At 65.2% G+C, this 25,128-nt stretch carries 25 protein-coding genes and 1 pseudogene; 18 read left to right on the top strand and 8 right to left on the bottom strand.

Annotated elements, in window-relative coordinates:
• Window positions 1-74: 74 nt before the first annotated feature.
• From HCU76_RS23410 to HCU76_RS23400, 3 genes are all read left to right on the top strand, one after another.
• Window positions 75-839 (top strand): fumarylacetoacetate hydrolase family protein, encoded by a 765-nt coding sequence (locus HCU76_RS23410; RefSeq protein WP_213958733.1) that lies wholly within the window; start codon window positions 75-77, stop codon window positions 837-839.
• 111 nt (window positions 840-950) lie between these two features.
• On the top strand, window positions 951-1,571 hold the full coding sequence (locus HCU76_RS23405) for a glutathione S-transferase family protein (protein WP_213958734.1): 621 nt from the start codon (window positions 951-953) through the stop codon (window positions 1,569-1,571).
• A 10-nt stretch (window positions 1,572-1,581) separates the two neighbouring features.
• Window positions 1,582-2,376 carry a LysR family transcriptional regulator gene (locus HCU76_RS23400; protein ID WP_213958735.1) on the top strand — a complete coding sequence of 265 codons (795 nt, stop codon included), beginning with the start codon at window positions 1,582-1,584 and terminating at the stop codon, window positions 2,374-2,376.
• A 272-nt stretch (window positions 2,377-2,648) separates the two neighbouring features.
• On the opposite strand, the gene HCU76_RS23395 is transcribed toward HCU76_RS23400, so the two are convergent.
• Window positions 2,649-3,680, bottom strand: coding sequence for an amidohydrolase family protein (locus HCU76_RS23395; protein WP_213958736.1), 1,032 nt, complete (start codon window positions 3,678-3,680; stop codon window positions 2,649-2,651).
• Between the two features lie 115 nt (window positions 3,681-3,795).
• Window positions 3,796-4,680 (bottom strand): LysR substrate-binding domain-containing protein, encoded by an 885-nt coding sequence (locus HCU76_RS23390; RefSeq protein WP_213958737.1) that lies wholly within the window; start codon window positions 4,678-4,680, stop codon window positions 3,796-3,798.
• A gap of 169 nt (window positions 4,681-4,849) precedes the next feature.
• Here HCU76_RS23390 and HCU76_RS23385 point away from each other — a divergent pair, with 169 nt between their 5' ends.
• The gene (locus HCU76_RS23385; RefSeq protein WP_256354374.1) at window positions 4,850-5,440 is read left to right on the top strand and encodes a nuclear transport factor 2 family protein; all 591 of its coding nucleotides are present in this window, start codon (window positions 4,850-4,852) and stop codon (window positions 5,438-5,440) included.
• A 69-nt stretch (window positions 5,441-5,509) separates the two neighbouring features.
• Here the strand turns inward: HCU76_RS23385 and HCU76_RS23380 are convergent, their stop codons facing one another.
• From HCU76_RS23380 to HCU76_RS23370, 3 genes are all read right to left on the bottom strand, one after another.
• A complete protein-coding gene (locus HCU76_RS23380; RefSeq protein ID WP_213958738.1) occupies window positions 5,510-6,418 on the bottom strand; it encodes an alpha/beta fold hydrolase in 909 nt (302 codons plus the stop codon).
• 154 nt (window positions 6,419-6,572) lie between these two features.
• Window positions 6,573-7,367, bottom strand: a complete 795-nt coding sequence (locus HCU76_RS23375) for an alpha/beta fold hydrolase (RefSeq protein WP_213958739.1) — start codon at window positions 7,365-7,367, stop codon at window positions 6,573-6,575.
• Window positions 7,368-7,393: 26 nt separating this feature from the next.
• Window positions 7,394-8,377 (bottom strand): tripartite tricarboxylate transporter substrate binding protein, encoded by a 984-nt coding sequence (locus HCU76_RS23370; protein WP_213958740.1) that lies wholly within the window; start codon window positions 8,375-8,377, stop codon window positions 7,394-7,396.
• 110 nt (window positions 8,378-8,487) lie between these two features.
• Here HCU76_RS23370 and HCU76_RS23365 point away from each other — a divergent pair, with 110 nt between their 5' ends.
• Window positions 8,488-9,399, top strand: a complete 912-nt coding sequence (locus HCU76_RS23365; protein ID WP_213958741.1) for a LysR family transcriptional regulator — start codon at window positions 8,488-8,490, stop codon at window positions 9,397-9,399.
• Between the two features lie 15 nt (window positions 9,400-9,414).
• Here the strand turns inward: HCU76_RS23365 and HCU76_RS23360 are convergent.
• Window positions 9,415-9,552: pseudogene (locus HCU76_RS23360) on the bottom strand (hypothetical protein); the annotation flags it as partial.
• 202 nt (window positions 9,553-9,754) lie between these two features.
• On the opposite strand from HCU76_RS23360, the gene HCU76_RS23355 reads away from it, so the two are divergent.
• From HCU76_RS23355 to HCU76_RS23295, 13 genes are all read left to right on the top strand, one after another.
• Window positions 9,755-11,395: an FAD-dependent monooxygenase gene (locus HCU76_RS23355; protein ID WP_345944785.1), complete on the top strand. Its 1,641-nt coding sequence runs from the start codon at window positions 9,755-9,757 to the stop codon at window positions 11,393-11,395.
• Window positions 11,396-11,424: 29 nt separating this feature from the next.
• Window positions 11,425-12,603: an ABC transporter substrate-binding protein gene (locus tag HCU76_RS23350; protein ID WP_213958743.1), complete on the top strand. Its 1,179-nt coding sequence runs from the start codon at window positions 11,425-11,427 to the stop codon at window positions 12,601-12,603.
• Window positions 12,604-12,613: 10 nt separating this feature from the next.
• Window positions 12,614-13,534 carry a branched-chain amino acid ABC transporter permease gene (locus tag HCU76_RS23345; protein WP_213958744.1) on the top strand — a complete coding sequence of 307 codons (921 nt, stop codon included), beginning with the start codon at window positions 12,614-12,616 and terminating at the stop codon, window positions 13,532-13,534.
• Between the two features lie 178 nt (window positions 13,535-13,712).
• Window positions 13,713-14,612, top strand: a complete 900-nt coding sequence (locus tag HCU76_RS23340; RefSeq protein ID WP_256354372.1) for a branched-chain amino acid ABC transporter permease — start codon at window positions 13,713-13,715, stop codon at window positions 14,610-14,612.
• Window positions 14,609-15,379 (top strand): ABC transporter ATP-binding protein, encoded by a 771-nt coding sequence (locus HCU76_RS23335; RefSeq protein ID WP_256354371.1) that lies wholly within the window; start codon window positions 14,609-14,611, stop codon window positions 15,377-15,379. The genes HCU76_RS23340 and HCU76_RS23335 overlap by 4 nt, the downstream gene beginning before the upstream one ends.
• A 43-nt stretch (window positions 15,380-15,422) precedes the next feature.
• Window positions 15,423-16,133 carry an ABC transporter ATP-binding protein gene (locus tag HCU76_RS23330; RefSeq protein WP_213958746.1) on the top strand — a complete coding sequence of 237 codons (711 nt, stop codon included), beginning with the start codon at window positions 15,423-15,425 and terminating at the stop codon, window positions 16,131-16,133.
• Window positions 16,134-16,205: 72 nt separating this feature from the next.
• On the top strand, window positions 16,206-16,997 hold the full coding sequence (locus HCU76_RS23325) for an alpha/beta fold hydrolase (RefSeq protein WP_213958747.1): 792 nt from the start codon (window positions 16,206-16,208) through the stop codon (window positions 16,995-16,997).
• Window positions 16,998-17,894: a LysR substrate-binding domain-containing protein gene (locus HCU76_RS23320; protein WP_213958748.1), complete on the top strand. Its 897-nt coding sequence runs from the start codon at window positions 16,998-17,000 to the stop codon at window positions 17,892-17,894.
• Window positions 17,895-18,111: 217 nt separating this feature from the next.
• Complete coding sequence (locus HCU76_RS23315; protein WP_213958749.1) at window positions 18,112-19,557, top strand: amidohydrolase family protein; 1,446 nt, start codon at window positions 18,112-18,114, stop codon at window positions 19,555-19,557.
• Between the two features lie 34 nt (window positions 19,558-19,591).
• Window positions 19,592-20,473, top strand: a complete 882-nt coding sequence (locus HCU76_RS23310) for an alpha/beta fold hydrolase (RefSeq protein ID WP_256354370.1) — start codon at window positions 19,592-19,594, stop codon at window positions 20,471-20,473.
• Between the two features lie 184 nt (window positions 20,474-20,657).
• Window positions 20,658-21,266 (top strand): VOC family protein, encoded by a 609-nt coding sequence (locus tag HCU76_RS23305; RefSeq protein WP_213958751.1) that lies wholly within the window; start codon window positions 20,658-20,660, stop codon window positions 21,264-21,266.
• Between the two features lie 5 nt (window positions 21,267-21,271).
• Entirely contained in the window at window positions 21,272-21,595 is a 324-nt protein-coding gene (locus tag HCU76_RS23300; protein ID WP_213958752.1) for a putative quinol monooxygenase, read from the top strand.
• 56 nt (window positions 21,596-21,651) lie between these two features.
• Window positions 21,652-22,890 (top strand): porin, encoded by a 1,239-nt coding sequence (locus HCU76_RS23295; protein ID WP_213958753.1) that lies wholly within the window; start codon window positions 21,652-21,654, stop codon window positions 22,888-22,890.
• A gap of 126 nt (window positions 22,891-23,016) precedes the next feature.
• Here the strand turns inward: HCU76_RS23295 and HCU76_RS23290 are convergent, their stop codons facing one another.
• Window positions 23,017-23,982 carry a LysR substrate-binding domain-containing protein gene (locus HCU76_RS23290; protein ID WP_213958754.1) on the bottom strand — a complete coding sequence of 322 codons (966 nt, stop codon included), beginning with the start codon at window positions 23,980-23,982 and terminating at the stop codon, window positions 23,017-23,019.
• Window positions 23,983-24,123: 141 nt separating this feature from the next.
• Entirely contained in the window at window positions 24,124-25,113 is a 990-nt protein-coding gene (locus tag HCU76_RS23285; RefSeq protein ID WP_213958755.1) for a Bug family tripartite tricarboxylate transporter substrate binding protein, read from the bottom strand.
• Window positions 25,114-25,128: the final 15 nt, after the last annotated feature.

Below are 25,128 nucleotides of genomic sequence, written 5' to 3'. Positions count from 1 at the left end.
AAAGCTGCTGCTGCCCGCGGTGGACCCAGCGCGCCAGCCTCGGTGATGGAGTTGATCGTGGGCGTGCGCCGGCGATGGATGCCACGCGCGAGTTGCTTACCTGGGCCACGCATCGCAACGATCCCTTCTGGATGGACGACCCGGACCAGGTGCAGTGGCTGACCCCAGTGCCGCCCAAGTCCATGTTCAGCGCCGGCCGCAACTTCGGGCGCCACAAGATGGAGTCGATGAAGGGCAGTGCTGCCAGCGCCAGCAAGCTGCACAGTGACTTCCCCACGGGCTTCGTGAAACTGGGGCGCACGATGGTCCCGCACAAGAGCCAGGTGAAGCGACCGAAGGACGTTCTCGATTTAGACTACGAAGTGGAGATCGTGCTGGTACTGGGCAAGGCCATCGATGCGGACAGCGACGTCGACCCAGCCAGCGCCATCTTCGGTTACACCATCTTCAACGACTTGTCGGCACGCGAATGGCAGCTCCGCGAGATGGACAACGGCATGATCATGCTGGGCAAGAATTTCCCAGGCTTCGGACCCATCGGCCCTTACATCCTCACCGCGGATGAAGTCCCCGACCCCAACGGCCTGGTCCTTTGGCTGAAGGTCAACAGCGAGCTGCGCCAGCATTCGGACTGCCGCGACCTGATCTTCGGCTTCGAGCAGATGGTCGCGTTCTGGTCGCGCTTCGGCCTCGTCCCCGGGGACATGATCAGCACCGGTACGCCCGAAGGCGTGGCCTTGCATCACAAGCCGGATTCGCGCGCCTGGTACCTGAAGCCCGGTGACCGGGTCGAGGCGGGTGTGGACAGCATCGGCGTGCTGGAAACGTTCATCGTATAGACGACAAGAATGCAGGCGCTTGCGATAGGCCGCGGGGTCACCCAATCGGCACACCGCCGTGCCGCCTCAACGCAAGTCGCCGCCACCTTCCCCCTCACATTGGAGTGCTGAATGAAGCTTTATTTTTTGCCCGGTGCCTGCTCTATCGGAATACATGCCTTGCTCGCCGAGCTCGGCCAGCCGTTCGAGATCGAGAAGGCGGCGCGTTCCGGAACGCCCGAGTTCGAGGCGTACAAGCAGATCAATCCCAAAGGGAAGGTGCCTGCACTGATTCGTGATGACGGATCGCTGCTCACCGAGTTCCCTGTGATCGCGCTCTATCTGGCCCGCACCCATGCCGCACGGGGCTTGATCCCGACAGACATCGAAGGCGAGATCCGCGTGATGGAGATGACCGAGCATCTCGTCTTCACCGTGCACATGCAGGGCTACACTCGTGTTCGCCGGCCCGAGAAATTTGCGCCGAGCGAGTCCGATCACGCAGCGGTCAAGGCATTCGGTCTCGGGATATTCCAGGCCGGGCTCGATCGGGCAGAACGGCAGATCAACGGCAAGGACTGGCTCTTCGACAAAATGACCATCGCTGATTTCGCGCTCTTCTATCTCGAGCACTGGTCTGTCGTCAACGGCATCGGATCATTGGGTCCGAGTTGCCAGGCGCACCACGATCGCCTGTGGTCGAAAGCCGAAATCCGTCGTGCCATCGAATCCGAGGCCCTGACTTCATCCTGAACATTCCACGATGGATCTGTTGTCGAAGCTGAAGGCTTTCATCGCGACTGCGGACGCCGGCAATTTCTCCGAAGCCGCGCGCAACTCGTACGTCTCGCCTTCGGTCATCATGAAGCGGGTCGACGCGCTCGAGTGGGATCTGAAGACGACGCTCTTCGAACGATCGACCCGGCGGTTGACGCTGACGGACACAGGGCAAAGCTACCTCACACATGCGCGCCAGATGATCCGGTCGTACAACGACATGGTCAGCGGCGCGATCCTGAACCCCGGCAGCATCGAGGGTCCGATCAGGATCAAGGCCCCAGCGGTTTTTGTCAGGCGCGGCCTGGGTGATCTGTTCGCCGCCTACCGCGCAGAGAACCCGCTCGTCCAGCTCGAGATCATCGCGTCCGACAGGGGTGGCAATCCGGCGACGGAGGGCTTCGACATCGCGGTCGGGATGCACCAGATGTCCTTTCCAGACGTCATCGAGCAGGTCATCCGCGCCTTTCCCCGACTCCTTTGCGCAGCCCCTTCCTATCTCGCCCGGCGCGAGGCGCCTCTGCATCCCCGCGACCTGATCGATCACCCGTGCCTCGCGTTTTCGATTGCCGGACGATCTGGGGATTCAGCTCGGCGGAAGGGCGCGTGGAAGTGGACGTGCGGCCCGTCCTCATCACCAATGACGCCGACTACCTGTGCGCCGCCGCATGCGGCGGGCAAGGGATCGTCCAGCTTGCGCGGCCGAGTGTTGCCGACGCCCTGCAGGCCGGGCAACTCGTCCCTGTGCTGGAGCAATTCCCGTTGGTGGAACGGTGGGTGAAGATCATGGTGCCCTCAGCCCGGTTGAAGCTGACGCGAGTCAAACTCCTGTTCGACAAGATGGCTTTGCATCTGGCGTCCGGCGGTGGTGAGGGGATGGATCGACCTTCGCCGGTTCGCCGCGGGACCTGCAGATCCGTTAGCGCCACTTCGGAGTTTGCGGGCTTGACCTGCACGGGAAGCGCTCCTCAAGATGCAAAGCCCCCAATACTTTGGAGTCATGCATCGAAGACCGCCCAACTCGGCAGGAACGGCCCCCCGTGTCTCCAAGCCTTACAGGCGAAACAACGCTTCCGCATTCCTGTGCGCGAACTTTTCCTTGTCGTCCTGGCTGATGGGCAAAGCTTCCAGAAACTCCCGTGCACCGGTGTTCGTGAGGTAGGGATAGTCCACCGCGTAGATCAGCCGGTCTGCACCGACCACCTTGTGGACGAACTCGAAGTGCGGCAGGTTCAGCATGCCACTGGGCGTCACGTAGACGTGCTGGCGGTAGGTGTCAGAGATCGTGCGTGACAGGCCGGTCACTTCGCGCGGCAGCGTGTCGTCCATCCGGTGCAGGTAGAAAGGCACCATCTCGCCCCAATGCCCGCTGATGACCTGCAGCTTGGGAAACTTGTCGAACACGCCGGCCAGCATCATCCGGATGACCTGGGTGCCGGCGTCGTGGTGCCAGCCCCAGCCGAAGATCGAGAGACGCGCGCTGACTTCCTTGTCCAGCCCACCGTAGTAGGGCTCCCGCACCTGAGGCAACGGCACGCCGGGGTGGACGTAGACCGGTACCTGCAGTTCGTCCAGCTTGGCCAGCACCGGCTCGTAGCGCGGGTCGTCCAGGAAGGTCTCGCCGGGGCGGCCCACCAGCAGGGTGCCCTTGAAGCCCAATTGCTTCACCGCACGCTCCAACTCCGCCGCCGCGGCCTCCGGGTGCTGCCACGGCAAGGCGGCAAAGCCGCCGAATCGCGTCGGATGGGCCTGAACGGCCTTGGCCAGTCGGTCGTTGGCGGCACGGGCGAGGTCGGTGGCCTGCGCAGCCGGCACCATCTGCACCGAATTGCTGTAAGACACGATCTGCATGTCGATGCCGTGCGCATCCATGTCGGCGATGCGTTTGGACCCGACGTCGCCGGCCCGCTCCAGCGACACCGGCGGTGCGACCAAGTGCGGGCGGTGGTCGTTGAAGCTTTCGGGCCGGTCTTCGACGCGGCTGCCCCAATCGGCCATGTAGGGTGCTTCGGCTTTCAGGTTGGCCATGCCGGCCCTGGCGAGGTCGGCATCGACGGTGTGCTCTTCAATGCAGATGATCTTCATGATGTGCTTCTCGGTGAATGGATGCCCGCAAGGATGTTCCCATTCAACGATCAACACTAATATTAGATTTCAATCAATTGATCATCTGTACTGATGGCCTGAATCGCGAAGCCCTTCAAGGTTTCACTTTGCGTCGCGCCAATTCCCGGAACGCGATGACTGCGCCCGTCGTTTCTTCCACGCGACTCAGCAGCAACAGCCCGGCCACTTGTCCCAACGCATCGATCGGCCGATAGACCAGCGTAGGTACGGGCACGTCGGCCACCGGCGCCGGCACGACGGCAATGCCGAGACCGGCTGCCACCAGCGCGAGCACCGTCAGCGTGCTGCCGACGCGATAGGCGACCTCGGGCGGCCGGCCTATCAAGACCTGGAGGGCAGTCAGCAGGTCTTCGTCGGCCTTTCCCATGGCGTAGACGATGAGAGGCTGCGTCGCGATGGACTTTGGCGTGAGTCGCTTGCGCGTTGCCAAGGAATGGTCCGCAGGCATGGCCACGACGAAGGGCCACGAGCCGATTCGCACCGATTCGACGCCGTCGCAGGCCAGGCCTTCTACGGGCGCATAGCCGATGTCGAGCTGACCTGTACGGATTGCATCGGCCTGCAGATCGGGCGCCATTTCCTGCACGACGAGTTCGGCACCGGGATGCACTTTGCGAAACTCCCGCAAGTCGCTCATGAGCTTGCCGCTGAAGACCGCGTTGCCGGCAAAGCCGACGCGCACGCGCCCGGTTTCGCCGCGCAGGGCGCGTCGCACAGTCTCGCGGGCGTGCTCGGCCTGGTCCAGCGTGCGCCGGGCCTCTGCCATGAACAGGGTGCCGGCCTCCGTCAGCGTCACACGGCGACTGGTGCGAATGAACAAGGGCCCGCCCAACTCTTCTTCCAGCGCCCGGATCTGCATGCTCAGCGCGGGCTGGACGATGTGCAGGCGCTCGGCGGCGCGGCCGAAATGGGCTTCTTCAGCGACCGCCATGAAATACCGGAGGTGACGCAGTTCCACGATTTAAGCCTTCCTGGTTCAGGTGAATCGATGCATGCGCATGTTGTCCAATTCACCCAGATTGGGTCATGGGATCCTCGTATTCCTGACAGCGGCTCGATTTGAATGAATCAATTCTATTGATCAATCAGTGAGAACAACGTATTGGATTTGATCGCCGGAAAGAGCGATGCTTCACGGCATCATGAACACCTACCTCGAAGACCGACTCGCGCTCAATGACCTAATCACCGGCTGGATCCATCGTGATCTGGGTGATTGGGATGCACTGCGCGAACTTTTCCACCCTGACGGCACCATCGAAGTGACCTGGTTCGAAGGCTCGTTCGGCGAGTTCGTCGACGGCTCGATCCGCATGGGCGCATCCGACCTGCAGACCAAGCACCTCATCGGCACGCCCGTTGCCACGCTCAACGGCGGCAAGGCCATCGTCGAGACCAATGCCGTGATCGTCGGCGAGAACGTCAAGCTGCAGCTTGGTTGCGCCGTGCACAACCGCTTCTACGACATGGCCGAAAGACGCGATGGCGTGTGGAAGCTGTTGCGCCGCCAGAGCGTGTACGACATGGGCAGCTTCACCTTTCCGGCAGGGCCAAGGGACATAGACCCCGCGATGGTTGCGCGCTACCCGCGCGAATACGCGGCGCTGGCCTATGTGCTGGAGAAGAGCGGCTTTCCGCTCGGGCGAGTGTTCGCCACGCGAGGCAGCAAGCTCGAGCAGTCCATGAAGGCCGACGGCCAGGCGTGGCTGTCCGCTTGATTTCTGTCGTCAGTCACTTTCTGGGAATGGCCCGACATCCTTTTGAAGGGATGGTCGGGCCAGTTCGATTCAGGCTGCCTGACTGTGCTTGGCTTCTGCGTCGCGCAGGAAAGCGTCGACCACCCTGTTAAAGGCATCCGGACAATCCTGTTGCAGGAAATGGCTCGGAGCTTCCTGAAGGACGGTATGCCGTCCGCCAGTCAAACGCGCGAGAGCCTCGCCGGTGGCGCCCTGGGACGCGCTGTATCCGCCGGAAATGATCAGCACCGGAATGCCGGCGGCGGCGACCTTGTCGGCGGCTGCGCGCTGCTCTGTTGCCGAAGCCATGTGGGCACGCAGCAATGAGCAGCCCATGGCCGTGGCGCGATCCGGATCTGCCTTGAGTCCTGCCACAGCCACGTTGTCGGCGCCGTCGCTTGAACCCAGCGAGCCGACGAATCCAATGGCGTAGTCTGCGGGTGTCTTTCCAGACAGCAGGTACTTCATGATGATCTCGGCCGCTCCTTTCGTCGCAGGGTCCGCCGCGCTTTGCGGATCGGTGGACAACATCATCTGCAATGCCGGTTCTACGAGGATGAGCGAACGCACCGCTTCCGGCCGCAGCGCCGCTGCCAGCAGTGATTCGGCGCCACCAAAGGAATGCCCGATCAGGTGACTGCTCTGGCCCAGCCGTTCGGCAATCAACGCCGCATCCGCGTGCATGTCATCGGGTCCCCGGGACGGGCTTTCGCCGAACCCCGGGCGATCGATCAGCCTGAGCTTCCAGCCCATGTCGGCCAGTGGAAGCTGCCCTTTCCAGTTGACCGGACCGCCGCCAATACCCCCTTGTACGCCCCCATGGACAAACAATACCGGCGGGCCCTTGACTCCGCACTCTGTGATGTGAACGGGCAAGTCCGCCGCATTGGCGGGAACTGGATGAACGGGGCATTGCGCCAGCAATGAGGGATTGGCTTCGCCGAGTGCCTTGGATGACATGTTTGATTTCCCTGCGTTAAGAAGGCAAGTTGTTGATTCGATGCAATGCACAGCATGCGCCTTCTCATCGATTTGAACAAATAAGCATTCCTTAGCGATCGATCATTTTCAATGATCGGTTTGCCGGCCGCGCGTCCAACCGGTCGGCCGCGCATCAGTTGCCCGCGCGTGACGGCGCGTGCAGCTGCAGGAACCGGTCGACCACCGTGTTGAATTCGGTCGCATGTTCGAAGTACGCCGAGTGGCCCGAATCCTCGAAGGTATAGGGTTCTGCACCTGGGATCAGGCTCGCGGCATGGAAGTGACTCTCGGAATTGAGAAAGTCGTCGTGCGATCCGCCGGCGACGACGGTCGGCACGCTGTAGTTGTCGAAATCGGCGGGGTAAAGCTTGATGCTGTCGTCCATCATGGTCGATGAATCGAACGGAGGGTTCAGCGCCTTGATCTGCGAATACAGGAAGATCAGGTCGGGCCGCGCCTTCAGCGTCTCGCGGTTCCAACCGACCCCGGCGCCGCGGGAGAAATCCGGCCCGAGGAAGATCCCGTTGGCACGCTGGATCACCTTCCAGTTCTGCGTCGAATAGGCTGGCGTCGGCGAGCCGTTGATGAACAGACACGACACGCGCTCGGGCGTTCGCACTGCAATGGGAAGGCCCGCCCAGGCGCCGAGCGACTGGCAGACGAAGGCTGCGCGTGCTATGCCCTCGGCATCCATGATCGCGCGAATGTCATCGGGGAAGTGCCGCGGATGGACCGCTTCGGGCGCGCAACGCGAATGCTTGAATCCGCGCAGGTCGACCGTGATCACCTGATAGCGATCGCGGAAGAAGGGCACCTGCTGGTAGAAGGCCATGGAGTTGCCTCCGCCGCCGTGAATGAAGAAAACGGGGTGGCCCTCGCCTTGCTTCTCGTAGTACAGGCTGGTGTCTGGAAGATGGATGGTCGGCATGCTCGTCTTTCGGTTGGTGAATGAAACTACAGCGGCTGGATGCCCAGGTCCCGAAGCAACGCAGGAATGGCTGCGGCCTCGGCGAGCAGCTCCCGTTCGAACTCCGCTGGCGCATTGCCCACGGGAGTGAAGCCGATGTTGGCCAGGAAGCCGCTCAAGTCGGCGCCTTGCACGGCGGCGCGCACTGCCAAGGCGACCTTTTGCTGGATCGCTGCATCCAGTCCGGCCGGTGCCAGAAGTCCGACCCATATCTCGTTGGTGAAGACGTATGAGCTGAAGCCGGCCTCGGCAAAGGTCTGCACATTGGGGAGCACGGCCGAACGCTTTGCGCCGACCAGGGCGAGCGCCTTCATCTTGCCTTCCGCGATCATCGGCGCGGCCACGAACGGTGCCGCAAAGGTCAGGTCCACCGTCCCGCCGAGCAGGTCCTGCAAGGCCGGTGGCGAACCGCGGTACGGAACTTCGCCAAAGCGCACGCCGGCTTGGCGGGCCACCGATTCCATCACCTGCACAGGGATCGTGCCCGGCCCCCACGATCCGTAGCTTGGGCTGTTGCCCTGTGCCTTCATCTCGGCGATGAGTTCTGAAACGCTGTTGGCCTTGACCCGCGGGTGCGCGACCAGTGCGGGCGCACTGTTGGCTACCTTGCTGATCGGCAGGAAGCCGCTGCGAGGATCGTAGGGCAGCTTCTTGACCATCACGCTCGCCGCCACCAGTGGATCGCTGGTGGTGAACAGGAAGGCGTAGCCGTCCGCCGCAGAGCGTGCAACCTCGCCCGCGCCGATGGTTCCGATCGCGCCCGGCTTGTTGTCGACAACGACCGGGGTACCCAGACTCTTGCCCAACAACTCGCCGAGCTTGCGAGCAATTGCGTCCACCGGCGAACCGGCCGGCGAAGGCACGACGATGCGGATCGGCTTGGCGGGCCAGGCGGTGGCGGCCCAGGCGGGCGCAAACATCGCAATAGGCAATGTGCCGCTGGCGGCAATCAGATGGCGTCGGGTCAGCATGTGTACTCCTTGGGGCAATGGGATGTGATTCGGAGGATGCTATGCACCACGACTGACCTCCGGAAGAGTCAAAATCGGCTTCGTGAACACCTTTGGAGGTCGCTGAACCCATGACCATGCAGCAGCTCAGGGCGCTGGTCGCCGTGGTGACGCACGGCAGCATCCGCGCCGCCGCGCGCCGCCTGCACCTGTCGCAGTCGGCGGTCACGAAGGCGATGCATCTGCTGGAGGAGGATGCCGGTGTGCCGCTGCTGATCCGGGGCTCGCGCGGGATTCACCTGACCGAGGCCGGCGAACGCCTGCTCGCGCGTGCGCGGCTGGTCACCCGGCAGGTCGATCTGGCCTATGAGGAACTGCGGCAAGCGGGCGGGGACGACGCCGGCACGCTGCAGGTTGCGCTGAATCCGATCGTCACGCTGACGGCTCTGGGCGACGCGTTCAGGTGGTTCCGGCAGCGCTATCAGAAGGTGGACATCGAGTTCAGCGACGGCCTCATACAGCGGGTCCTGCCCCGCCTGCGCGACGGAACGCTCGACCTGGCATTGGTCGCAGCCGACGCGGGCGAGCTGCAGGGCGACGAGTTTCGCATCGAGCACCTTCGGCGCATTCGCCAGCGCGTGGTGGTACGCCGGGGCCACCCGGCGCTGGCGGCGCCAACGCCGCAGGCGCTCGTCGAGTGCGAGTGGATCTACACACGGCGGCTCGACGAAGCCCGGCAATCGCGCATGACGGAGATGTTCGGCCGCAGCGGCGTCGAGCCGCCGAAGCGCCACCTGATCTGCGATGCGCTGCAGGCCTTCGCGCTGCAACGCAATTCCGACGCGGTCAGCCTCATGCCGGAGCCGCTGTTGGGCAATGCCGAGACGCGCGACATCGTCGCGATCGAGGACTGCAGGATCGACCCCTTCGACCTCGAACTCGCGATGCTCACGCGCGCCGACACGCCACTCACGCCAGCGGCTGCGTTCTTCGCGCATTGCATTGCAAGGACGACCGGCGCGCAGCCGCCGGCAAGCGCGTGATGTGAACGCTTTCCCCTCGACGCCCGCGAGCCGAACACCCTTGGCAGCCCAGTCGCGCGACGACCCTTGCCCGTAGTCGGCACCGGCAATGATGATGAGTGGCTGCTTGCGCGCCATGTAGGTCTCGATGCCTTCCCGCATGCGCACGCGCGTGACGCGCGGCAGGAAAGTACCGATGTTGTTCAAGTGGTATGCCACTTGCGCTCCTGCGGGCCTTTTGTGCATGGCGCCGAATCTTGATCCATGCTGCCAGCGATGCCATCCGCTGATCAGTCCCCGGCTTTTTGTATCTTCTGGCCTCACTCCGGTGTCCCTACGATCGCCCCACACTCAAAAACCGAGAGATGGGGACAACGTGAGCGATGCAGTCGACAGGCGGGTATTGATCGTCGGCGCGGGGCCGACCGGGTTGGCTCTGGCCATCGAGCTGGGGCACCGTTCCATTCCTTGCCTGCTGGTCGAGCGCAATCCGCGCGTGGGCTTTGCGCCGCGCGCCAAGACCACGAACCTGCGCACCCGCGAGCACATGCGCCGCTGGGGCATCGCCGACAAGCTCAAGGCGCAATCGCCGCTGGGCATCGACTACCCGTCCAACGTGCTGTTCGTGACGCGGCTGGCGGGCCACGAGCTGGCCCGCTTCGAGAACGCGCTCTACTGCGCACCGGGCAAGAACCCGCTCTATTCCGAGCATTCGCAATGGATCCCGCAGTACACCTTGGAAGAAGTGATGCGCGCGCACGCGCAGACGCTGCCGGGCGTCGAGATCCGCTTCAACTGCGAACTGCAGGGCTTCGAGCAGGACGGCTCGCGAGTCATCTCACGGATACGTGACACGGCGGCCGGCAAGGACTTCACTGTGCGCAGCGACTACATGGTGGGCGCGGACGGCGCACGCAGTTTCGTGCGCGACGCCATCGGCGCGAAGATGGAAGGCAACTACGGCCTCTCGCGCAACTACAACGTGGTGTTCCATGCACCGGGCCTCGCGCAGGCGCACAGGCATGGCCCGGCGATCATGTACTGGCAGGTGAATGCCGATGTGCCCAGCATCATCGGCCCGATGGACCGCGGCGAGAAGTGGTTCTTCATGCCCACCGCGGTGCCGAAGGACGCGAACTTCGACGTCAATGCCGCGCCCGACCTGATCCGGAAGGCGACCGGCATCGACCTGCCCTATGAAGTGCTGAGCTCCGACGAATGGGTGGCCAGCAGCCTGGTGGCCGACACCTACCGCGACCGTCGCGTGTTCCTCGCCGGCGATGCCTGCCACCTGCATCCGCCGATGGGTGGCTACGGCATGAACATGGGCGTGGCGGACGGGGTGGACCTCGGCTGGAAGCTGGCGGCGATGGTGCAAGGCTGGGGTGGCCCCAGGCTGCTCGACAGCTACGCGGCCGAACGCGCGCCCTTGCACCGCTACGTCATCAATGAAGCTGTTGCCAACCACGGCACGCTGGGTCATCAGCTCTGGCAGGACGGCCTGGAGGACGACAACGCATGCGGCGAGAAGTTGCGTGCCGCCGTCGGTGCGCGCGTGGCATCCGCCAAGCTGCGCGAGTTCAACACGCTGGGCGTGGTGCTGGGTTACCGCTACGAGAACTCGCCGGTGATCGCGGGCGACGGCACCGAGGCGCCGCCGCCGGACTTCCTCAACTACGTGCCTTCGTCGCGGCCCGGCCATCTGGCGCCGCATGCGTGGCTGCATGACGGCACCTCGCTCTACGACCACTTCGGCCAGGGCTTCACCCTGCTCGACAGCGGCAAGGCCAACCCGGACGAGATCGCGGCCGCGCGCAAGGCGGCGCAGGCGGCTGGCGTGCCGTTGCAGGTGATCCAACCGAGCGAGCCAGGACTGCCGGGCCTCTATCGCTCGCGCCTCACCCTGATCCGCCCCGACCAGCACGTCGCATGGCGTGGCGACACATGGCCGCAGGACGGCGCCGGCGTGATGCGGCAGGTGACCGGCCAAGCCACGGCGCAGGCCCTGACGCACTGAATCGAACACAAGAAAACGGAGACAAGCGCATGCTGAATTTCAAGACCACCGTCGTCGCCGCCGTCATGGCTATCTGCGCCGCGACGCTCATGCCCGCGCATGCGCAGGCACCCATCAAGATCGGCTACCTCGGCACCTTCTCCGGCCCGATCGGCGCGATCGGCCAGGACAACTACGACGGCTTCATGCTCGGCATCGAGCAGCGCGGCGGCAAGCTCGGCAACGTGCCGGTGCAGGTGCTGAAGGAAGACGACCAGTTCAAGCCCGACGTCGGCCTGCAGATCGCGCAGAAGTTCATCGAGAAGGAGCAGACGCCGATCATCGTCGGCGTGATCGGCTCCAACGTGATGATGGCGATACAGCGGCCCATCACCGAGAAGCAGGTGTTCCTGATCGGCACCAATGCCGGCCCGTCTGCGATGGCGGGTGCGCAGTGCTCGCCCTACCAGTTCATCGTCTCCTGGCAGAACGACCTGCATGCCGAGGCCGCGGGCAAGTACGCCAACGACAAGGGCTTCAAGCGCATGGTGTTGATCGCGCCGAACTACCAGGCGGGCAAGGACGCGCTGCAAGGTTTCAAGCGGCAGTTCAAGGGCACGGTGCTCGACGAGCTGTTGCCCGGCATGTCGCAGCCGGACTTCTCTGCCGAGATCGCGCAGATCGCCGCGGCCAAGCCCGATGCGGTGTATGCCTTCTTCCCCGGCGCGCTGGCCGTCAACTTCGTGCGGCAGTACCAGCAGGCAGGGTTGAACAAGACGATTCCGCTGCAGTCCTCGGCGATGCTGGATGCGACCACGCTGCCGGCCCTGAAGGATGCCGCGCTGGGTCTCGTCACCACACACTATTGGGGCCCCGACCTGCCCAACCCGGTGAACCGCGAGTTCGTCGACGCCTTCGAGAAGAAGTACAACCGCATCCCCTCGTTGTTCGCGGCGCAGGGCTATGACGCGGCACTGCTGCTCGACACGGCGATCGGCAAGGTCAAGGGCAACGTGGCCGACAAGCCGGCGCTGCAGGCCGCGTTGAAGGCCGGCATCCCGAAGTCGACGCGCGGCGAGCTGAAGTTCGGCAACAACAACTTCCCGATCAACGACTGGTACGCGCTCGAAGTGGCGAAGGATGGAAAGGGCCGCATCAGCCTGAAGACCATCGCGACGCCGCTGAAGGACTACCAGGATTCATACCACGCGCAGTGCGCGATGAAGTGAGGCGAGCGGCATGACGGCCTCGCTGCTGTTCACGCAGTTGCTCAACGGGTTTCAGCTCGGCGTGCTGCTGTTCCTGCTCTCGGCCGGGCTGACGTTGGTGCTGGGCATCATGCATGTGATCAACCTCGCACATGGCTCGCTGTTCATGATGGGGGCGTACATCGCGGCCACCGTGCATGGATGGAGCGGGTCGTTCCTGCTCGCGGCCGTGGCTGCTGTCGCGGGCAGCTTGGTGCTGGGGCTGGTGCTGGAGCGGATCGTGGTGTCGAAGCTGTACGAGCGCGACCATCTCTACCAGGTGCTGGCGACCTTCGGCGTGATCCTGTTCCTCAACGAGGTCGCGCGCTTCGGCTGGGGGCCGTCGCCGATCTTCATTCCGGTGCCGGAGTTCCTGGCAGGCACGGTCGATGTGGCCGGCTTCTCGTACCCGGCGTATCGGCTCGCGATCATCGGCGTGGGGCTGGTGGTCGGCGCGGGCATGTACTGGGTGGTGCACGCCACGCGCATCGGCATGCTGATCCGCGCGGGTGCGTCGGACGCGGGCATGGTGGCGGCGCTGGGTGTGAACATCGGGCAGCTCAATGCGCTGGTGTTCGCTGCGGGCGCCGGGCTGGCCGGCCTGGCGGGGCTCATGGCGGGGCCGATCCTCTCGGTGCAGCCGGGCATGGGTGAGCCGATCCTGATCCTGGCGCTGGTGGTGCTGGTGACGGGTGGCATCGGGTCGATTCGCGGCGCGTTCTATGGCGCGCTGATCGTGGGCATCGTCGACACGATCGGGCGAGCGTTTCTCCCGGGGCTGATGCGCGAGATCGTGGAGCGCTCGCTGGCGCAGGCGGCCGGGCCGGCGATCGCGTCGATGCTGATCTACCTGCTGATGGCGATCGTGCTTGCGGTCAAACCGGCGGGGCTGTTCCCGGTGAAGCATGGATAGCTCAAAGCTCTCCCCCAGGCTTCGCGCACTGCGTGTCGCTCCGCCAACCCCCTCGCCGGGGGCGACACCGGTGGCCCGGCGAAGCCGGTTCCACGGTGTCCCCCGAACAAGCCTGCGCCTCTCTATCGCGGGCGCGCTCATCGCGTTGCTCGCGGTGGTGCCTGTGCTCTCGCACTTCATGGGTCAAAGCTTCTACGTCACGCTGGTCTCGCGAATGATGATCTTCGCGCTGGCCGCGACGGGCCTCAACCTCGTCATGGGTTATGGCGCGATGGTGAGCTTCGGTCATGCGCTCTACATCGGCATCGGAGCCTACGCGGTCGGCATGCTTTCGTTCCATGGCATCGGCAACGGCTGGGTGCATCTGGGCGTAGCGCTCGGCGCGGGTGCGTTGCTGGCAGCGGTCATCGGCCTCGTCTGCCTGCGGGCGAAGGGCGTGGGCTTCATCATGATCACGCTGGCCTTCGCCCAGATGTACTACTTTCTCGCGATCAGCCTCAAGCAGTACGGCGGCGACGATGGCTTCAGCCTCGCTGCGCGCAGCGACTTCGGCTTTGTCGACCTGAACGACAACGTGGTGCTGTACTACCTGATCTTCGGGCTGCTGATGGCCGTGCTTTTCTGCTTTCATCGGCTGGTGCATGCGCGCTTCGGCATGGTGCTGCGCGGCTGCAAGTCGAACGAGCGGCGCATGCTGGCGCTGGGCTTTCCGACGCTGCAGGTCAAGCTCGCGGCCTACGTGCTCTCCGCCCTGGTGTGCGTCTTGGCCGGGGTGCTGCTGGCCAACATGACGCGCTTCGTCTCGCCCTCGTACATGCAGTGGACGGTGTCGGGTGACCTCGTCGTCATCGTGGTGCTGGGCGGGCTGGGCACGCTGATCGGGCCGCTGCTAGGCGCCGTGCTGTGGCTGTGGCTGGAGGAAGCCTTTGCCTCGTTTCACAGTGGTTGGGGCGCGCTCGATGAACTGGTGCGCAACCACTGGCTCGGTGTGCTCGGCGTGCTGGCGGTGCTGGTCGCGCTGAAGCTCAAGGACGGCATTTACGGCGCCATCGCTGCGCGCGACAAGGGGCGCGAATGATGATGAACACCGTGACGCCGGTACTGCGTGTGCGCGGGCTGGTCAAGCGCTTCGGCGGATTGGTCGCGACCGACCGCCTCGACCTCGATGTCAACCCGGGCGAGATCCACGCCGTGATCGGCCCGAACGGCGCGGGCAAGACCACGCTGATCAACCAGCTCTCCGGCGAGTTGCTGCCCGATGAGGGCAGCATCCAGCTGCATGGCAGGGAGCTGGCGCACGAGTCGGTCCAGCGCCGTGCGCGCATGGGCATCGCGCGCAGCTACCAGATCACTTCCGTGTTCCCGGAGTTCACCGCGCTGCAGAACGTGATGCTGGCGGTGCAGGGCGCGAGCGGCGGCAGCTTCGCGTTCTGGAAGGCGGTGGCGAAAGACCTGACGCTGGTGCGGCCTGCGCAGCTCCTGCTGCATCAAGTGGGACTGGGCAGCCAGTCGAAGACGCGCGTGTCGGAGATGGCGCATGGCGCGCGACGGCAGCTTGAGCTCGCGATGACGATGGCGCTGAAGCCGCAGGTGATGCTACTCGATGAACCGATGGCTGGCATGAGCCACCAGGAATCGCAGGACATGGTCGCGCTGCTGGAAAGGCTCAAGGGCCGCTACAGCATCGTGCTGGTCGAGCACGACATGGACGCGGTGTTCGCACTGGCGGATCGCATCACGGTGATGGTCTACGGCCGGCCGATCGCGTGCGGCACGGCCGAGGACATTCGCAACGATGCCGAGGTGCGGCTCGCGTACCTTGGTGATCCCCTGGAGGTGATATGAGCGCAGCGCCGCGACACGAAGTGCCGGGCGTGGGAGATTCGCCATGAGCGCATTGCTTGAAGTCGACGGCATCGAGACCCACTACGGCGCCAGCCAGGCGCTGTTCGGCCTGTCCTTCGACGTGCGCTCCAGCGAGGTCGTGACGCTGATCGGCCGCAACGGCATGGGCAAGTCGACGACTGTGAAGACGGTGATGGGCATGCTCGCGCCGCGCAAGGGCTCCGTGCACATCGGCGGCGCAGACATCACCGGGCAGCCCGCGCACCGCGTCGCACGCACCGGCATCGGCCTGGTGCCCGAAGGCCGTCGCATCTTTCCGAACCTCACGGTGCGCGAGAACCTCGTCGCCACCGCGGAGAACCGCCGCGGCCGCCAGCCCCCGTGGACCCTGCAGCGCGTCTACGACATGTTCCCGCGCCTCGAGGAGCGCGAGCGCAACCTGGGCTGCAACCTCTCCGGCGGCGAGCAGCAGATGCTGGCCATCGGCCGCGCGCTGATGACCAACCCCACGCTGCTGATCCTCGACGAAGCCACCGAGGGCCTCGCGCCGCTGGTGCGCAGCGAGATCTGGAACTGCCTCGCCCGCCTCAAGGCCGAGGGCCTGTCGCTCATCGTCATCGACAAGAACATCGCCCCGCTGCTGCGGCTGGCCGACCGGCACTTCATCGTCGAGAAGGGGCGCGTCGTCTGGCAAGGGCGCTCCGAAGAACTGCGCGCACAGCCCGAGTTGCTGCGCGAATACGTCGGCATGTAGGCAAAGTAAATCAAAGAAGGAAATCAAGATGATCCTGGTCACCGCTGCCATTGGCAATCAAGGCAAGCTGTCATGAGCGGGAAGGACGCAATGCACATCACGCGATGGGGTGACGCCGGTCCGAAGGTCGTGCTGGTGCATGGCAGCGCGCAAGGCAGCGTCGTGGGTGGCTCGACGCACTTCTCCACGCAGCAAAGCCTGGCGGGTCGTGGCTGGCAGCTCATCGTGCCTGACCGCCCCGGCCACGGCCGCACCCCCGATCCGGGTCGTCCCGACGATGCCGATCTGGATGGCGCCCTGGTGGCCGACCTGCTGGGCGACGGCGCGCACCTGGTGGGTCATTCCTTCGGCGGATGCGTGGCGCTCGCCGCCGCCGCGAAGCGACCTGGCGCCGTCCGTTCGCTCACCATCATCGAGCCCGCCATGGCCGCGCTGGCGATCCACAAGCCTGTGGTGAAGCGCTTCGTCTTCGGCATGGTCAAGGCCCTGTTCCTGAGCTTCTCGCCAACCACGCGCATCCTGCGCTTCATCAAGCTCGTCAACATCCCGCCCGAACTGCGCGGCGGCGCGGACCCTGCCGAATTGAAGCGCATGGGCGTGGCCATCCGCAAGCTGCGGCTGCCATCGAAGGATGCGCTGCAGAGCGAGCTCGAAGCGGTGAAGCGCGCCGGCATTCCGTTGCTGGTGATCTCCGGCGGATGGAGCCCGGCCTTCGACGCGGTGTGCGACACCGTGGCGGAGATCGGCAACGGCCGACGGTTGAACATCGCGTCGCCGCACCACTTTCCGCAACTGGTGTCGGACGAGTTCAACCAGGTGCTGGCCCAGTTCATGGAAGATGCGGAAGCGAGAAGCAAGGCTTAGATGAAGCTCAACGCCCTGCGCGATTTCCAGGCCGTCGCCGAGCGCGGCAGCCTGCGCGCGGCGGCGCGTCAACTGGGTGTCGCACAGCCGGCGATGAGCCGCAGCATCCAGGAGCTGGAGAAGGAGCTTGGCGTGACGCTGTTCGAGCGCCGTGCCAAGGGTGTCTCGCTCACGTCGATGGGTGAACTGTTCTTGCGACGCACGCGTGCCGTGCGAAGCGAACTGCGGCGGGCGCAGGACGAAATTGCCCAGGCGCGTGGCGCGATGCACGGCCAGATCCGCATGTGTCTCAGCAGCGTCGCGCACATGGCGCTGCTGCCCGGCGCGCTGCGCCCGTTCCACGAACGCTATCCCGACGTGCGGCTGGAGATCATCGACGGCGTCGTGCCGAGCGTGGAGGCGGAACTGCTCGACGGCGCGATGGACCTTTACATCGGACCCGCGCCGCTGGACCTGTCGCCGCGGCTCGAGGTCGAGAAGCTGTTCGACAACCATCGCGCCATATTCGGGCGCATCGGGCATCCGCTGTCGGATGCGATGTCGCTGGCCGAACTCGTCGGCACCGAGTGGGTGACCACCTCGGCCACCTACCGCGCCGAGGACGAACTGTGCCCCGTCTTCCTGCGCCACGGATTGCCGCTGCCCCGCCTGGTGGTGCGCGGCCACTCGGCCTTCACCTTCTTCTTTTCGATCGTGCAGTCGGACATGCTCGCGATGCTGCCGGTGCAGTGGGCGCGCGCGCCGCTGTTCAGCGACAGCTTGCAGCGGATCGAGGTGAAGGAGGAACTGAGCGCGCTGCCGATCTGCATCGTGCGCAGGGTGGCGTTGCCGTTGACGCCGGTGGGGGAGTACTTTTGTACGTTGATGCGGGGAGCGGTGACGCGGGCAACGGAATAGGCGCGTCAGGTCATGACCGGCTGGTCCGCCTGCCTCCCGGGCTGACACGAGCCGATAGCGGATAGGCATCGCCAGCGCGCTTTTCCTATCTGTCCGGCTGGCAGCCGGCTCCGTAGTATCGCGCGGCAAAACCATCAGGAGACCCGCATTGCATTGCGAGAAACATCATGACATCCGGTCGGGCGCCCGCCTGCCTCACGCCTTGCTGGCGCTGCTCATGGCCACCCTCGGCCTGCAAGCCACCGCCGCGACAGCGCTGAAGACCGTGGTCGACAAGGGCCTTGTCATCGAGGGCGTGACCGTGGTCAACGTGAAGGACGGCAGCCTGTCGCCCGAGATGAGCGTGGTCATCGAGAACGGAAAGATCGCCAGGATCGCCCGTGCATCCGCCATCGTCGCGCGCGGCGAGGCCCATGCGGTGGACGCGCGCGGCAAGTTCATCGTGCCCGGCTACCTCGACATGCATGCCCATCCGCTCAACGCACCGGACCCGCGGCCTGCGCTCAAGCTCATGCTGTCCAACGGCGTCACCGGTTACCGCCAGATGTCGAGCTCGCCCGAGCTGCTGCAGGCGCGCCGCGACGGCAAGCTTGCCTATCCGCAGGCGCCGGAGCTGCTGGCGCTCCCCGGCACCATCCTGACCGATTCGCTCACGCCCACACCCGATGCCGCAGTCGCGGAGGTGCGCAAACAGAAGCAGCAAGGGGCAGACTTCATCAAGACCGTCGGCCTCTCCGCGAAGAACTTCTACGCCGCGGGCGCGGAAGCCAAGGCGCAGGGGCTGCCGTACTCGGGTCACATGAACATGGACATCAATGTGCGCGAGGGCGCAAAGACGATGCGTTCCATCGAGCACCTCGGCCCGCTCGAAGTGATGTTGCTCGGCTGCTCGCGCGACGAGGCGCCGATCCGCGATTTTGTCCAGCACACGCACGGCGAGCCGCCGCAGGTCGGCCCCACCACGCCGGCCATGCAAGCCATGCTTGTGCGCATCATCGCCAACCCGATGATGATGACCAAGCCGCCGCAGTTCGAGAGCATGCAGCGCGTGCTCGACAGCTACGACGAAGGCAAGTGCAAGGAGTTGGCAGGCGAACTCATCAAGGACAACTCGTGGCAGGTGCCGACGTTGATCCGCCTGCGCACGATGGAGATCGCGGACGACCCGGCCTACAAGGCCGACCCGAACAACCGCTTCATGCCCCCGCCCGTGCGCCAGATGTGGAGCGAGCTGGGCGCGCAGTTCCCGCAGCGCGTCTCCGCCGGCAACCGCGAGATCTTCAAGCGCTTCTTCACGCTGCAACTCCGGTTCACCAAGCTTCTGCAAGACGCCGGCGTGCCGATGCTCGCGGGCTCCGACACGGGCGGCTCGATCTGGGTGGTGCCGGGCTTCTCGCTGCACCAGGACTTCGACCTGTTCGCGCAGGCCGGCCTCTCGCCGCTGCAGGTGCTGCAGATCGCGACGATCAACGGCGCGAAGTATCTCGGCCGCGAAAGCACGATGGGCACGGTGGAGGCTGGCAAGAATGCCGACCTCGTGCTGCTCGATGCGAACCCGGTCGCGGACGTGGCGAACCTGCACAGGATCGCGGGCGTGGTGCGCGCGGGTGGCTGGTACTCGCCGGCTGCGCTGCACAAGCTGCAGGCCGAAGCGCTTCCGTGAGCGGATCGACACACAACAACGAGGAGACAAAGACTTGAGCGCAACACAACACACCGCCTCGCTGTTCGGCGGCCTCTCGGGCCGCCACAACATCCCCGCCGGCACGCTACCTTCGAACACGCCGCTGGTCATCGCCATTCACGGCGGCACCTACACCTCGGCCTACTTCGACGTGCCCGGCGCTTCTCTGTTCGACCAGGCGGCAGCCAATGGCATCCCGATCATCGCGCCCGACCGTCCCGGCTATGTCGACAGCCCGATCCTGCCGCCCGCGGAAGGGACAGTGCGCGGTCAGGCCAGGGCGCTCACAGCGGCATTGAGGGATGCGTGGCAACGCTACGGCGCCGGCACGCGCGGCATCGTGCTGATCGGCCACTCCATCGGCGGCGCGATCGCCTGCACGATGGCGGAAATGATCGCCAGCGAGCCCGACGGCCTGCCGCTGATCGGCCTGGCCATCTCCGGCGTCTGCATGCACACGCCGCCCGAGCACAAGCCGATGTGGGAAAGCCTGCCCGACATTCCCATCATCGCGTTGCCCGACGAAGGCAAGGCCCAGTTCATGTTCGGCCCCGAAGGCAGCTACGACCCGGCCATGCCCGGCACCTCGACCGGCTTTGCCGGCGCCGGCGCGCCGAAGGCGGAACTCGTCGACATCGTCAGCACCTGGAGCGCCAATGCACCGGCCACGCTGGGCAGCATCACGGTGCCGGTGCACTACCGGCAGGCCGAGGTCGATCGTCTGTGGATCTGCGGGCAAGGCGAGGTCGACAGCTTCGCGCAGGCGCTGTCGAAGTCGTCCCGCGTCGACGCGGCTATGGTGCACGGCACCGGGCATTGCATGGACTTCCACCACATCGGGCGCGCGCTGCAGTTGCAGCAGCTGGCCTTTGCGCTGCAGTGCGCGGCTGAGTAGCGACCGGTCCTGCGTGGGGCAAGCCTCGCGTGGGCCGACGATCGTCTGGCATCGCCTGCGATGCCAGAACCTGATCAACGACGAAATATTTCAATCTCGTCCGCACGAAGGGGCAGCCATAGCATCCGCCCGAACTCGATGCAAAAGTGCACCGGGCAATCCTTTCAAGAAGCAGGAGATCACCATGACGACCACGGCGAAGCCCGCCCCCAACCTGATGTTCAGCCACATGGGCCTGAGCGTGAAGCGCATCGCGCCGATGGAGGCGTTCTACACGAACGTGCTCGGCTTCACCGTGACCGACCGCGGCAATGCCGGCGGCATGGAACTGGTGTTCCTCTCGCGCAGCCCGGAAGACCATCACCAGATCGTGCTGGCCACCGGTCGCCCGCAGGAACTGCCCGCCAACACGGCCAACCCGCAATTCGGCCCGAGCATCAACCAGATCTCGTTCAAGGTCGGTTCGCTCGATGACCTGCGCGACATCCAGAGGCGCCTCGAGGCCGAGGGCGGCGGCAACCTGTTCCCGGCCAACCATGGCATCGCCTGGAGCATCTATGCGCACGACCCCGAGGGCAACAACCTCGAGTTCTTCGTCGACTCCGACTGGTACATCACGCAGCCCTTCCTGATCCCCCTGGACTTCAGCAAGACCAACGAGGAAATCGTCGCGCTGACGAAGTCCCTCTGCGAGACCAGTGAAGGCTACGAGCCCTACGGCAACTGGCGCAAGCGCGTCGCCTTGCGCATGACGCCTTTCGTGCCGGCTAAGCAGCCGGCCGCGGTGGAGTAAGCGGCATGTGGGTACGCTCCGCCTTCTGGGTTGGCAATGCCAAGCCCGGCATGGAAGAAAAGTTCGAGTCGCTGATGAACGAGTCGGTGGTGCCCGGCCTGCGCACCTTGCCCGGCGTGCGCGGCGTGAAGGCCTGGTGGCCGCGCAAGCGCGAGGACAACCCGCCCGGCATCTGCTGCCAGATCGTCGTCGACTTCGCGAGCCGTGCCGACATCGACGCGATGCTGGCCTCGCCCGAGCGTGCCGCGTTCCGGCCAAAGGTGCTGGAGGCGATCGCGCTCTTCGAGGGGCAGTTCAGCCACATCGACTTCGAGGTCGGCCCGGGCTGAATGCCTGCCTTCCTCGATCGCGACGAATCACAAGAAACAGAGACAAGAAACCATCCATGAAAAAAACCTCGGTATCGCTGGCACTCCTCGCACTCGCAGGCGCCGCCTCGGCCCAATCCTCGCTCACCGTGTTCGGCATCGTCGATGCGGGCGTCAGCTACTACAGCATGAAGAGCGACAACGTCGGCGTGATCAATGCGGCCCGGCCCGCGTCCGTCACGCTCAGCCAGACCGCGCTGACCAGCGGCAATTACGTGCCCAGCCGGTGGGGCTTTCGCGGCACTGAAGACCTGGGCGGCGGGCTGGCGGCGAGCTTCTGGCTGGAGCAATCGCTGAACGTCGATGACGGCACGCAGCCGCTGTCTTCGCGCCGGTCGACGGTGAGCCTCAGCGGCGGCTTCGGCGAGATCCGGCTGGGACGCGACGTGTCGCCGACCTTCGTGGCGGACACGGTGACCGACCCCTTCCTCAACACCGGTGTCGGCGCCAACCTGATCGGCATGGTGAACGCGCGCCTGGCGGTCTTCACCGCGCTGCCCGGCGGCGGCCTGCTGGCCGGTCCGACCGGCGGCCCGGCGAACTACATCTTCGTCAACAACACGATCGGCTACTTCACGCCTAACACGCTGGGCGGCTTCTTCGCTCAGGCGATGGGAAGCTTCCACGAGAACGTGAAAAGCTCGTCCCAGTTCGACAGCCCGAGCAAGCGCGGGCAGTTCTTCGGCATGCGCGTCGGCTATGCCAACGGCGGGCTCGACGTCTCGGCAAGCTACGGCGTCAGCACGGCGATCGATGCGCTGCCACCCGCTGCGACGCCTCTGACCGACACCCAGGTCAAGACCGCCAACCTGGCGGCCACCTACGACTTCGGCTTCATGAAGCTCGCGGGCGAACTCTCGCGTGCCACCAACGACTCGAAGTTCACGTTGCCCGGCGCGGCCGCATCCACCTCGGCCGACTACGACGGCGCGATGGTCGGCGTGACGGTGCCGGTCGGCCCGGTGCGCATCAAGAGCAGCTACGGCTATGTGAAGTACAAGCCGGACAACGCGGCGGTGCCGTCGCTGGTCAATCCCGATGCGGCGATCTCCAAGTTCTCGTTGGGCCTGACCTACAACTTCTCACGCCGCACGCTGCTGTATGCCACCACGGCCTTCACCAGCATCCACAACGGCAAGAACAACCCCACCGTGATGGGCGTGCCGCCACAGCCGAGCGGCGCCTTCGCGGCCTTCGCCGGCTACGCGCCGCGCTCGGCCAGGGGCTACGAAGCGGGTATGAGCCACTCCTTTTAAAAGCATCCAAGGTGGCGCGCGGGAAGGTGCGCCAGAACACGGCCATTGCGCATCGCTGGGGATGCGCCGTGGTCTTCGCGGGCCAGATCTTCTTGCGATGGATCTGCGCCCGTTTTTTGATTCAGCTCAGTTGAGCGACGCGGCTACCGCCCTGCGCGGCGTCGATGCGACCTGGCCCGGGAACGGATTGCAGATGGTGGTGTCCACGTGGCGGCTGGCGCGGCGGATCATGTCGCAGAAGTATTCGGCCGCGGGCGTCAGCGGCATGCTGTTGCGCTGCACGATGCAGATGGGCGGGGAGGGCAGGCGCTCGGCGACGTGGATCGGCTGCAGTGCGTTGCTGAAGAGCGGCGTCTGCGTCCACTGGATCGGCAGCAGCATGAGCAGGTCGGAGTAGGCCACGGTGAAGAGGAAGGTCAGGGCCGAGCGTGCCTGCACGATGAGGCGTGGTGGCGGCAGGCCGTGGCTTGCGAACAGCGGCGCGAGTTCTTCTTCCGCGCGATAGGTGACCGAGGTGGTGACCCATTCGGCATCGACCAGTTCCCGCAGCGAGCGCGCATTGGCCAACGGATGCCCGTGCCGGCCGACGATCACGCGGTAGCTGTCGAGCAGCTTCTCGGCGCTGAGTTCGCTCGACACTTCCTCCAGCGTCGGTCCGATGTAGCAGTCGACGATGCCGTCCTTCAGCTCGGCTTCCACGCTCGGCAGCAGGCCGTCGATGATGTCGAGCTGCACGTCCGGAAAGCGCTGGCGGAAGGCGGCCATCGCACTCGGCAGCATGGCCATGTGTGCCACGCCGGAGAGGCACACGCAGATATGGCCGTTCATCTGCCCGCGCAACTGATCGAGCTCGTCGCGGGCGCGGTCGAGTTCGCAGCGCACCGCCTTGGAGCGGCGCAGGAACACCTCGCCCATGCGCGTGAGCGAGACGCCCTTGGCGCGGCGCTCGAACAGCACCACGCCCAGTTCCTTCTCGAGTTCCTGGATGCTGCGCGTGATGGCCGGTTGCGTCACGCCGAGCTGGCGCGCGGCGGCGCGCAGGCTGCCGCGTTCGGCCACGGCCATGAAATCACGGAGGGAGTTGAGCTTCATCGGGAGATCGACTTCGTTGGTTGTCTTGTGTGTTCAGGAGCAGTGCACCGAGCGTAGGCGCAAGCGCGCCGCTTGTAACTCCGTACCTGCCCTCACATCGCAACCATTGCGCGCTCGGGGAGTCCCCCGCGCGACGCGCGGTCACTCTTCCGCGGTGAAACCGGAGGCCTTGATGATGGGCTCCCAGCGTTCCATGTCGGCCTTGATGACCGCGGCGAAGCTGGCCGGCGTGCCCTGCACCGTTTCCATCGCGATGCCGGCATAGCCGTCGTGCAGGTCCTTGCGCTGCAGCGCGGCGTTGAAGGCCGCGGCGGTGCGGGTCACGACATCGGCCGGTGTCTTCGCCGGCATGAACAAGCCAAGCCATGACTCGACCACCATGTCCTGCAGGCCCAACTCGACCAGCGTGGGTGCGTTGGGCAGGAAGCGGCTGCGCTGCGCGCCCGTGGTCGCGATCACGCGCACCTTGCCGCTGGCCATCTGCGGCAGCACCTCGCCGATCGGGTTGATGCTCATCGGGATCTGGCCACCCATCAAGTCCTGCAGGGCCGGCGCACCGCCCTTGTAGGCCACGTGGAGCAAGTCCACGCCGATGGCGCGCGAGAGCATCAGGCCCGCGAAGTGCGATGCGGCGCCGGCCGAGGTCGATGCGAACGAAGCGCGTGAAGGGTTCGCCTTGCACCATGCGACGAGCTGCTGCAGGTTGGTGACCTCCGCCGGCATGCCCGGGCCGACGGCCAGTGCGTAGCCCGTCTTCGAACAAAGCGCCACCGGGGCGAAGTCCTGCAGCGGGTTGTAGTTGAGTTTGCGGAAGCTGTACGGAAAGATGGTCATCACGAAGTCGGTCGTGAAGAGCATCGTGCTGCCGTCAGGCTGCGCGTCCTTCACGTATTCGACACCGATGCGGCCGGAGGCACCGGCTCGGTTCTCGACGACCAGGCCTGCAGGGAAGTCGGAGTGCAACTTGTCGGCGGTCATGCGCGCGACGGCATCGGTGCCGCCGCCGGCCGGGAAGGGAACGATCAGCCGCGACAGCTTGGTCGACTGTGCCAGCGCGAGACGTGGCAGCGCCGCGATGGAAAGCGATGCGGCCGAGGCCGCGAGAAGTTGTCGGCGCGTGGTGACGCTCATGTCATCTCCAGAAGG

Origin of the sequence: Variovorax sp. dw_308, assembly GCF_019207085.1 — a bacterium.
Classification (GTDB): domain Bacteria; phylum Pseudomonadota; class Gammaproteobacteria; order Burkholderiales; family Burkholderiaceae_C; genus Variovorax.
This window is presented reverse-complemented; position numbering and strand designations above follow the sequence as displayed.

Coding starts and splice junctions, on each gene's coding strand:
- HCU76_RS23375 (WP_213958739.1), bottom strand. CDS start 7,367: ATGCCGACCATCCATCTTCCAGACACCAGCCTGTACTACGAGAAGCAA.
- HCU76_RS23405 (WP_213958734.1), top strand. CDS start 951: ATGAAGCTTTATTTTTTGCCCGGTGCCTGCTCTATCGGAATACATGCC.
- HCU76_RS23395 (WP_213958736.1), bottom strand. CDS start 3,680: ATGAAGATCATCTGCATTGAAGAGCACACCGTCGATGCCGACCTCGCC.
- HCU76_RS23285 (WP_213958755.1), bottom strand. CDS start 25,113: ATGAGCGTCACCACGCGCCGACAACTTCTCGCGGCCTCGGCCGCATCG.
- HCU76_RS23290 (WP_213958754.1), bottom strand. CDS start 23,982: ATGAAGCTCAACTCCCTCCGTGATTTCATGGCCGTGGCCGAACGCGGC.
- HCU76_RS23345 (WP_213958744.1), top strand. CDS start 12,614: ATGACGGCCTCGCTGCTGTTCACGCAGTTGCTCAACGGGTTTCAGCTC.
- HCU76_RS23400 (WP_213958735.1), top strand. CDS start 1,582: ATGGATCTGTTGTCGAAGCTGAAGGCTTTCATCGCGACTGCGGACGCC.
- HCU76_RS23340 (WP_256354372.1), top strand. CDS start 13,713: ATGGGTCAAAGCTTCTACGTCACGCTGGTCTCGCGAATGATGATCTTC.
- HCU76_RS23325 (WP_213958747.1), top strand. CDS start 16,206: ATGAGCGGGAAGGACGCAATGCACATCACGCGATGGGGTGACGCCGGT.
- HCU76_RS23305 (WP_213958751.1), top strand. CDS start 20,658: ATGACGACCACGGCGAAGCCCGCCCCCAACCTGATGTTCAGCCACATG.
- HCU76_RS23370 (WP_213958740.1), bottom strand. CDS start 8,377: ATGCTGACCCGACGCCATCTGATTGCCGCCAGCGGCACATTGCCTATT.
- HCU76_RS23320 (WP_213958748.1), top strand. CDS start 16,998: ATGAAGCTCAACGCCCTGCGCGATTTCCAGGCCGTCGCCGAGCGCGGC.
- HCU76_RS23330 (WP_213958746.1), top strand. CDS start 15,423: ATGAGCGCATTGCTTGAAGTCGACGGCATCGAGACCCACTACGGCGCC.
- HCU76_RS23365 (WP_213958741.1), top strand. CDS start 8,488: ATGACCATGCAGCAGCTCAGGGCGCTGGTCGCCGTGGTGACGCACGGC.
- HCU76_RS23350 (WP_213958743.1), top strand. CDS start 11,425: ATGCTGAATTTCAAGACCACCGTCGTCGCCGCCGTCATGGCTATCTGC.
- HCU76_RS23385 (WP_256354374.1), top strand. CDS start 4,850: ATGCTTCACGGCATCATGAACACCTACCTCGAAGACCGACTCGCGCTC.
- HCU76_RS23410 (WP_213958733.1), top strand. CDS start 75: ATGGATGCCACGCGCGAGTTGCTTACCTGGGCCACGCATCGCAACGAT.
- HCU76_RS23315 (WP_213958749.1), top strand. CDS start 18,112: ATGGCCACCCTCGGCCTGCAAGCCACCGCCGCGACAGCGCTGAAGACC.
- HCU76_RS23300 (WP_213958752.1), top strand. CDS start 21,272: ATGTGGGTACGCTCCGCCTTCTGGGTTGGCAATGCCAAGCCCGGCATG.
- HCU76_RS23335 (WP_256354371.1), top strand. CDS start 14,609: ATGATGATGAACACCGTGACGCCGGTACTGCGTGTGCGCGGGCTGGTC.
- HCU76_RS23295 (WP_213958753.1), top strand. CDS start 21,652: ATGAAAAAAACCTCGGTATCGCTGGCACTCCTCGCACTCGCAGGCGCC.
- HCU76_RS23380 (WP_213958738.1), bottom strand. CDS start 6,418: ATGTCATCCAAGGCACTCGGCGAAGCCAATCCCTCATTGCTGGCGCAA.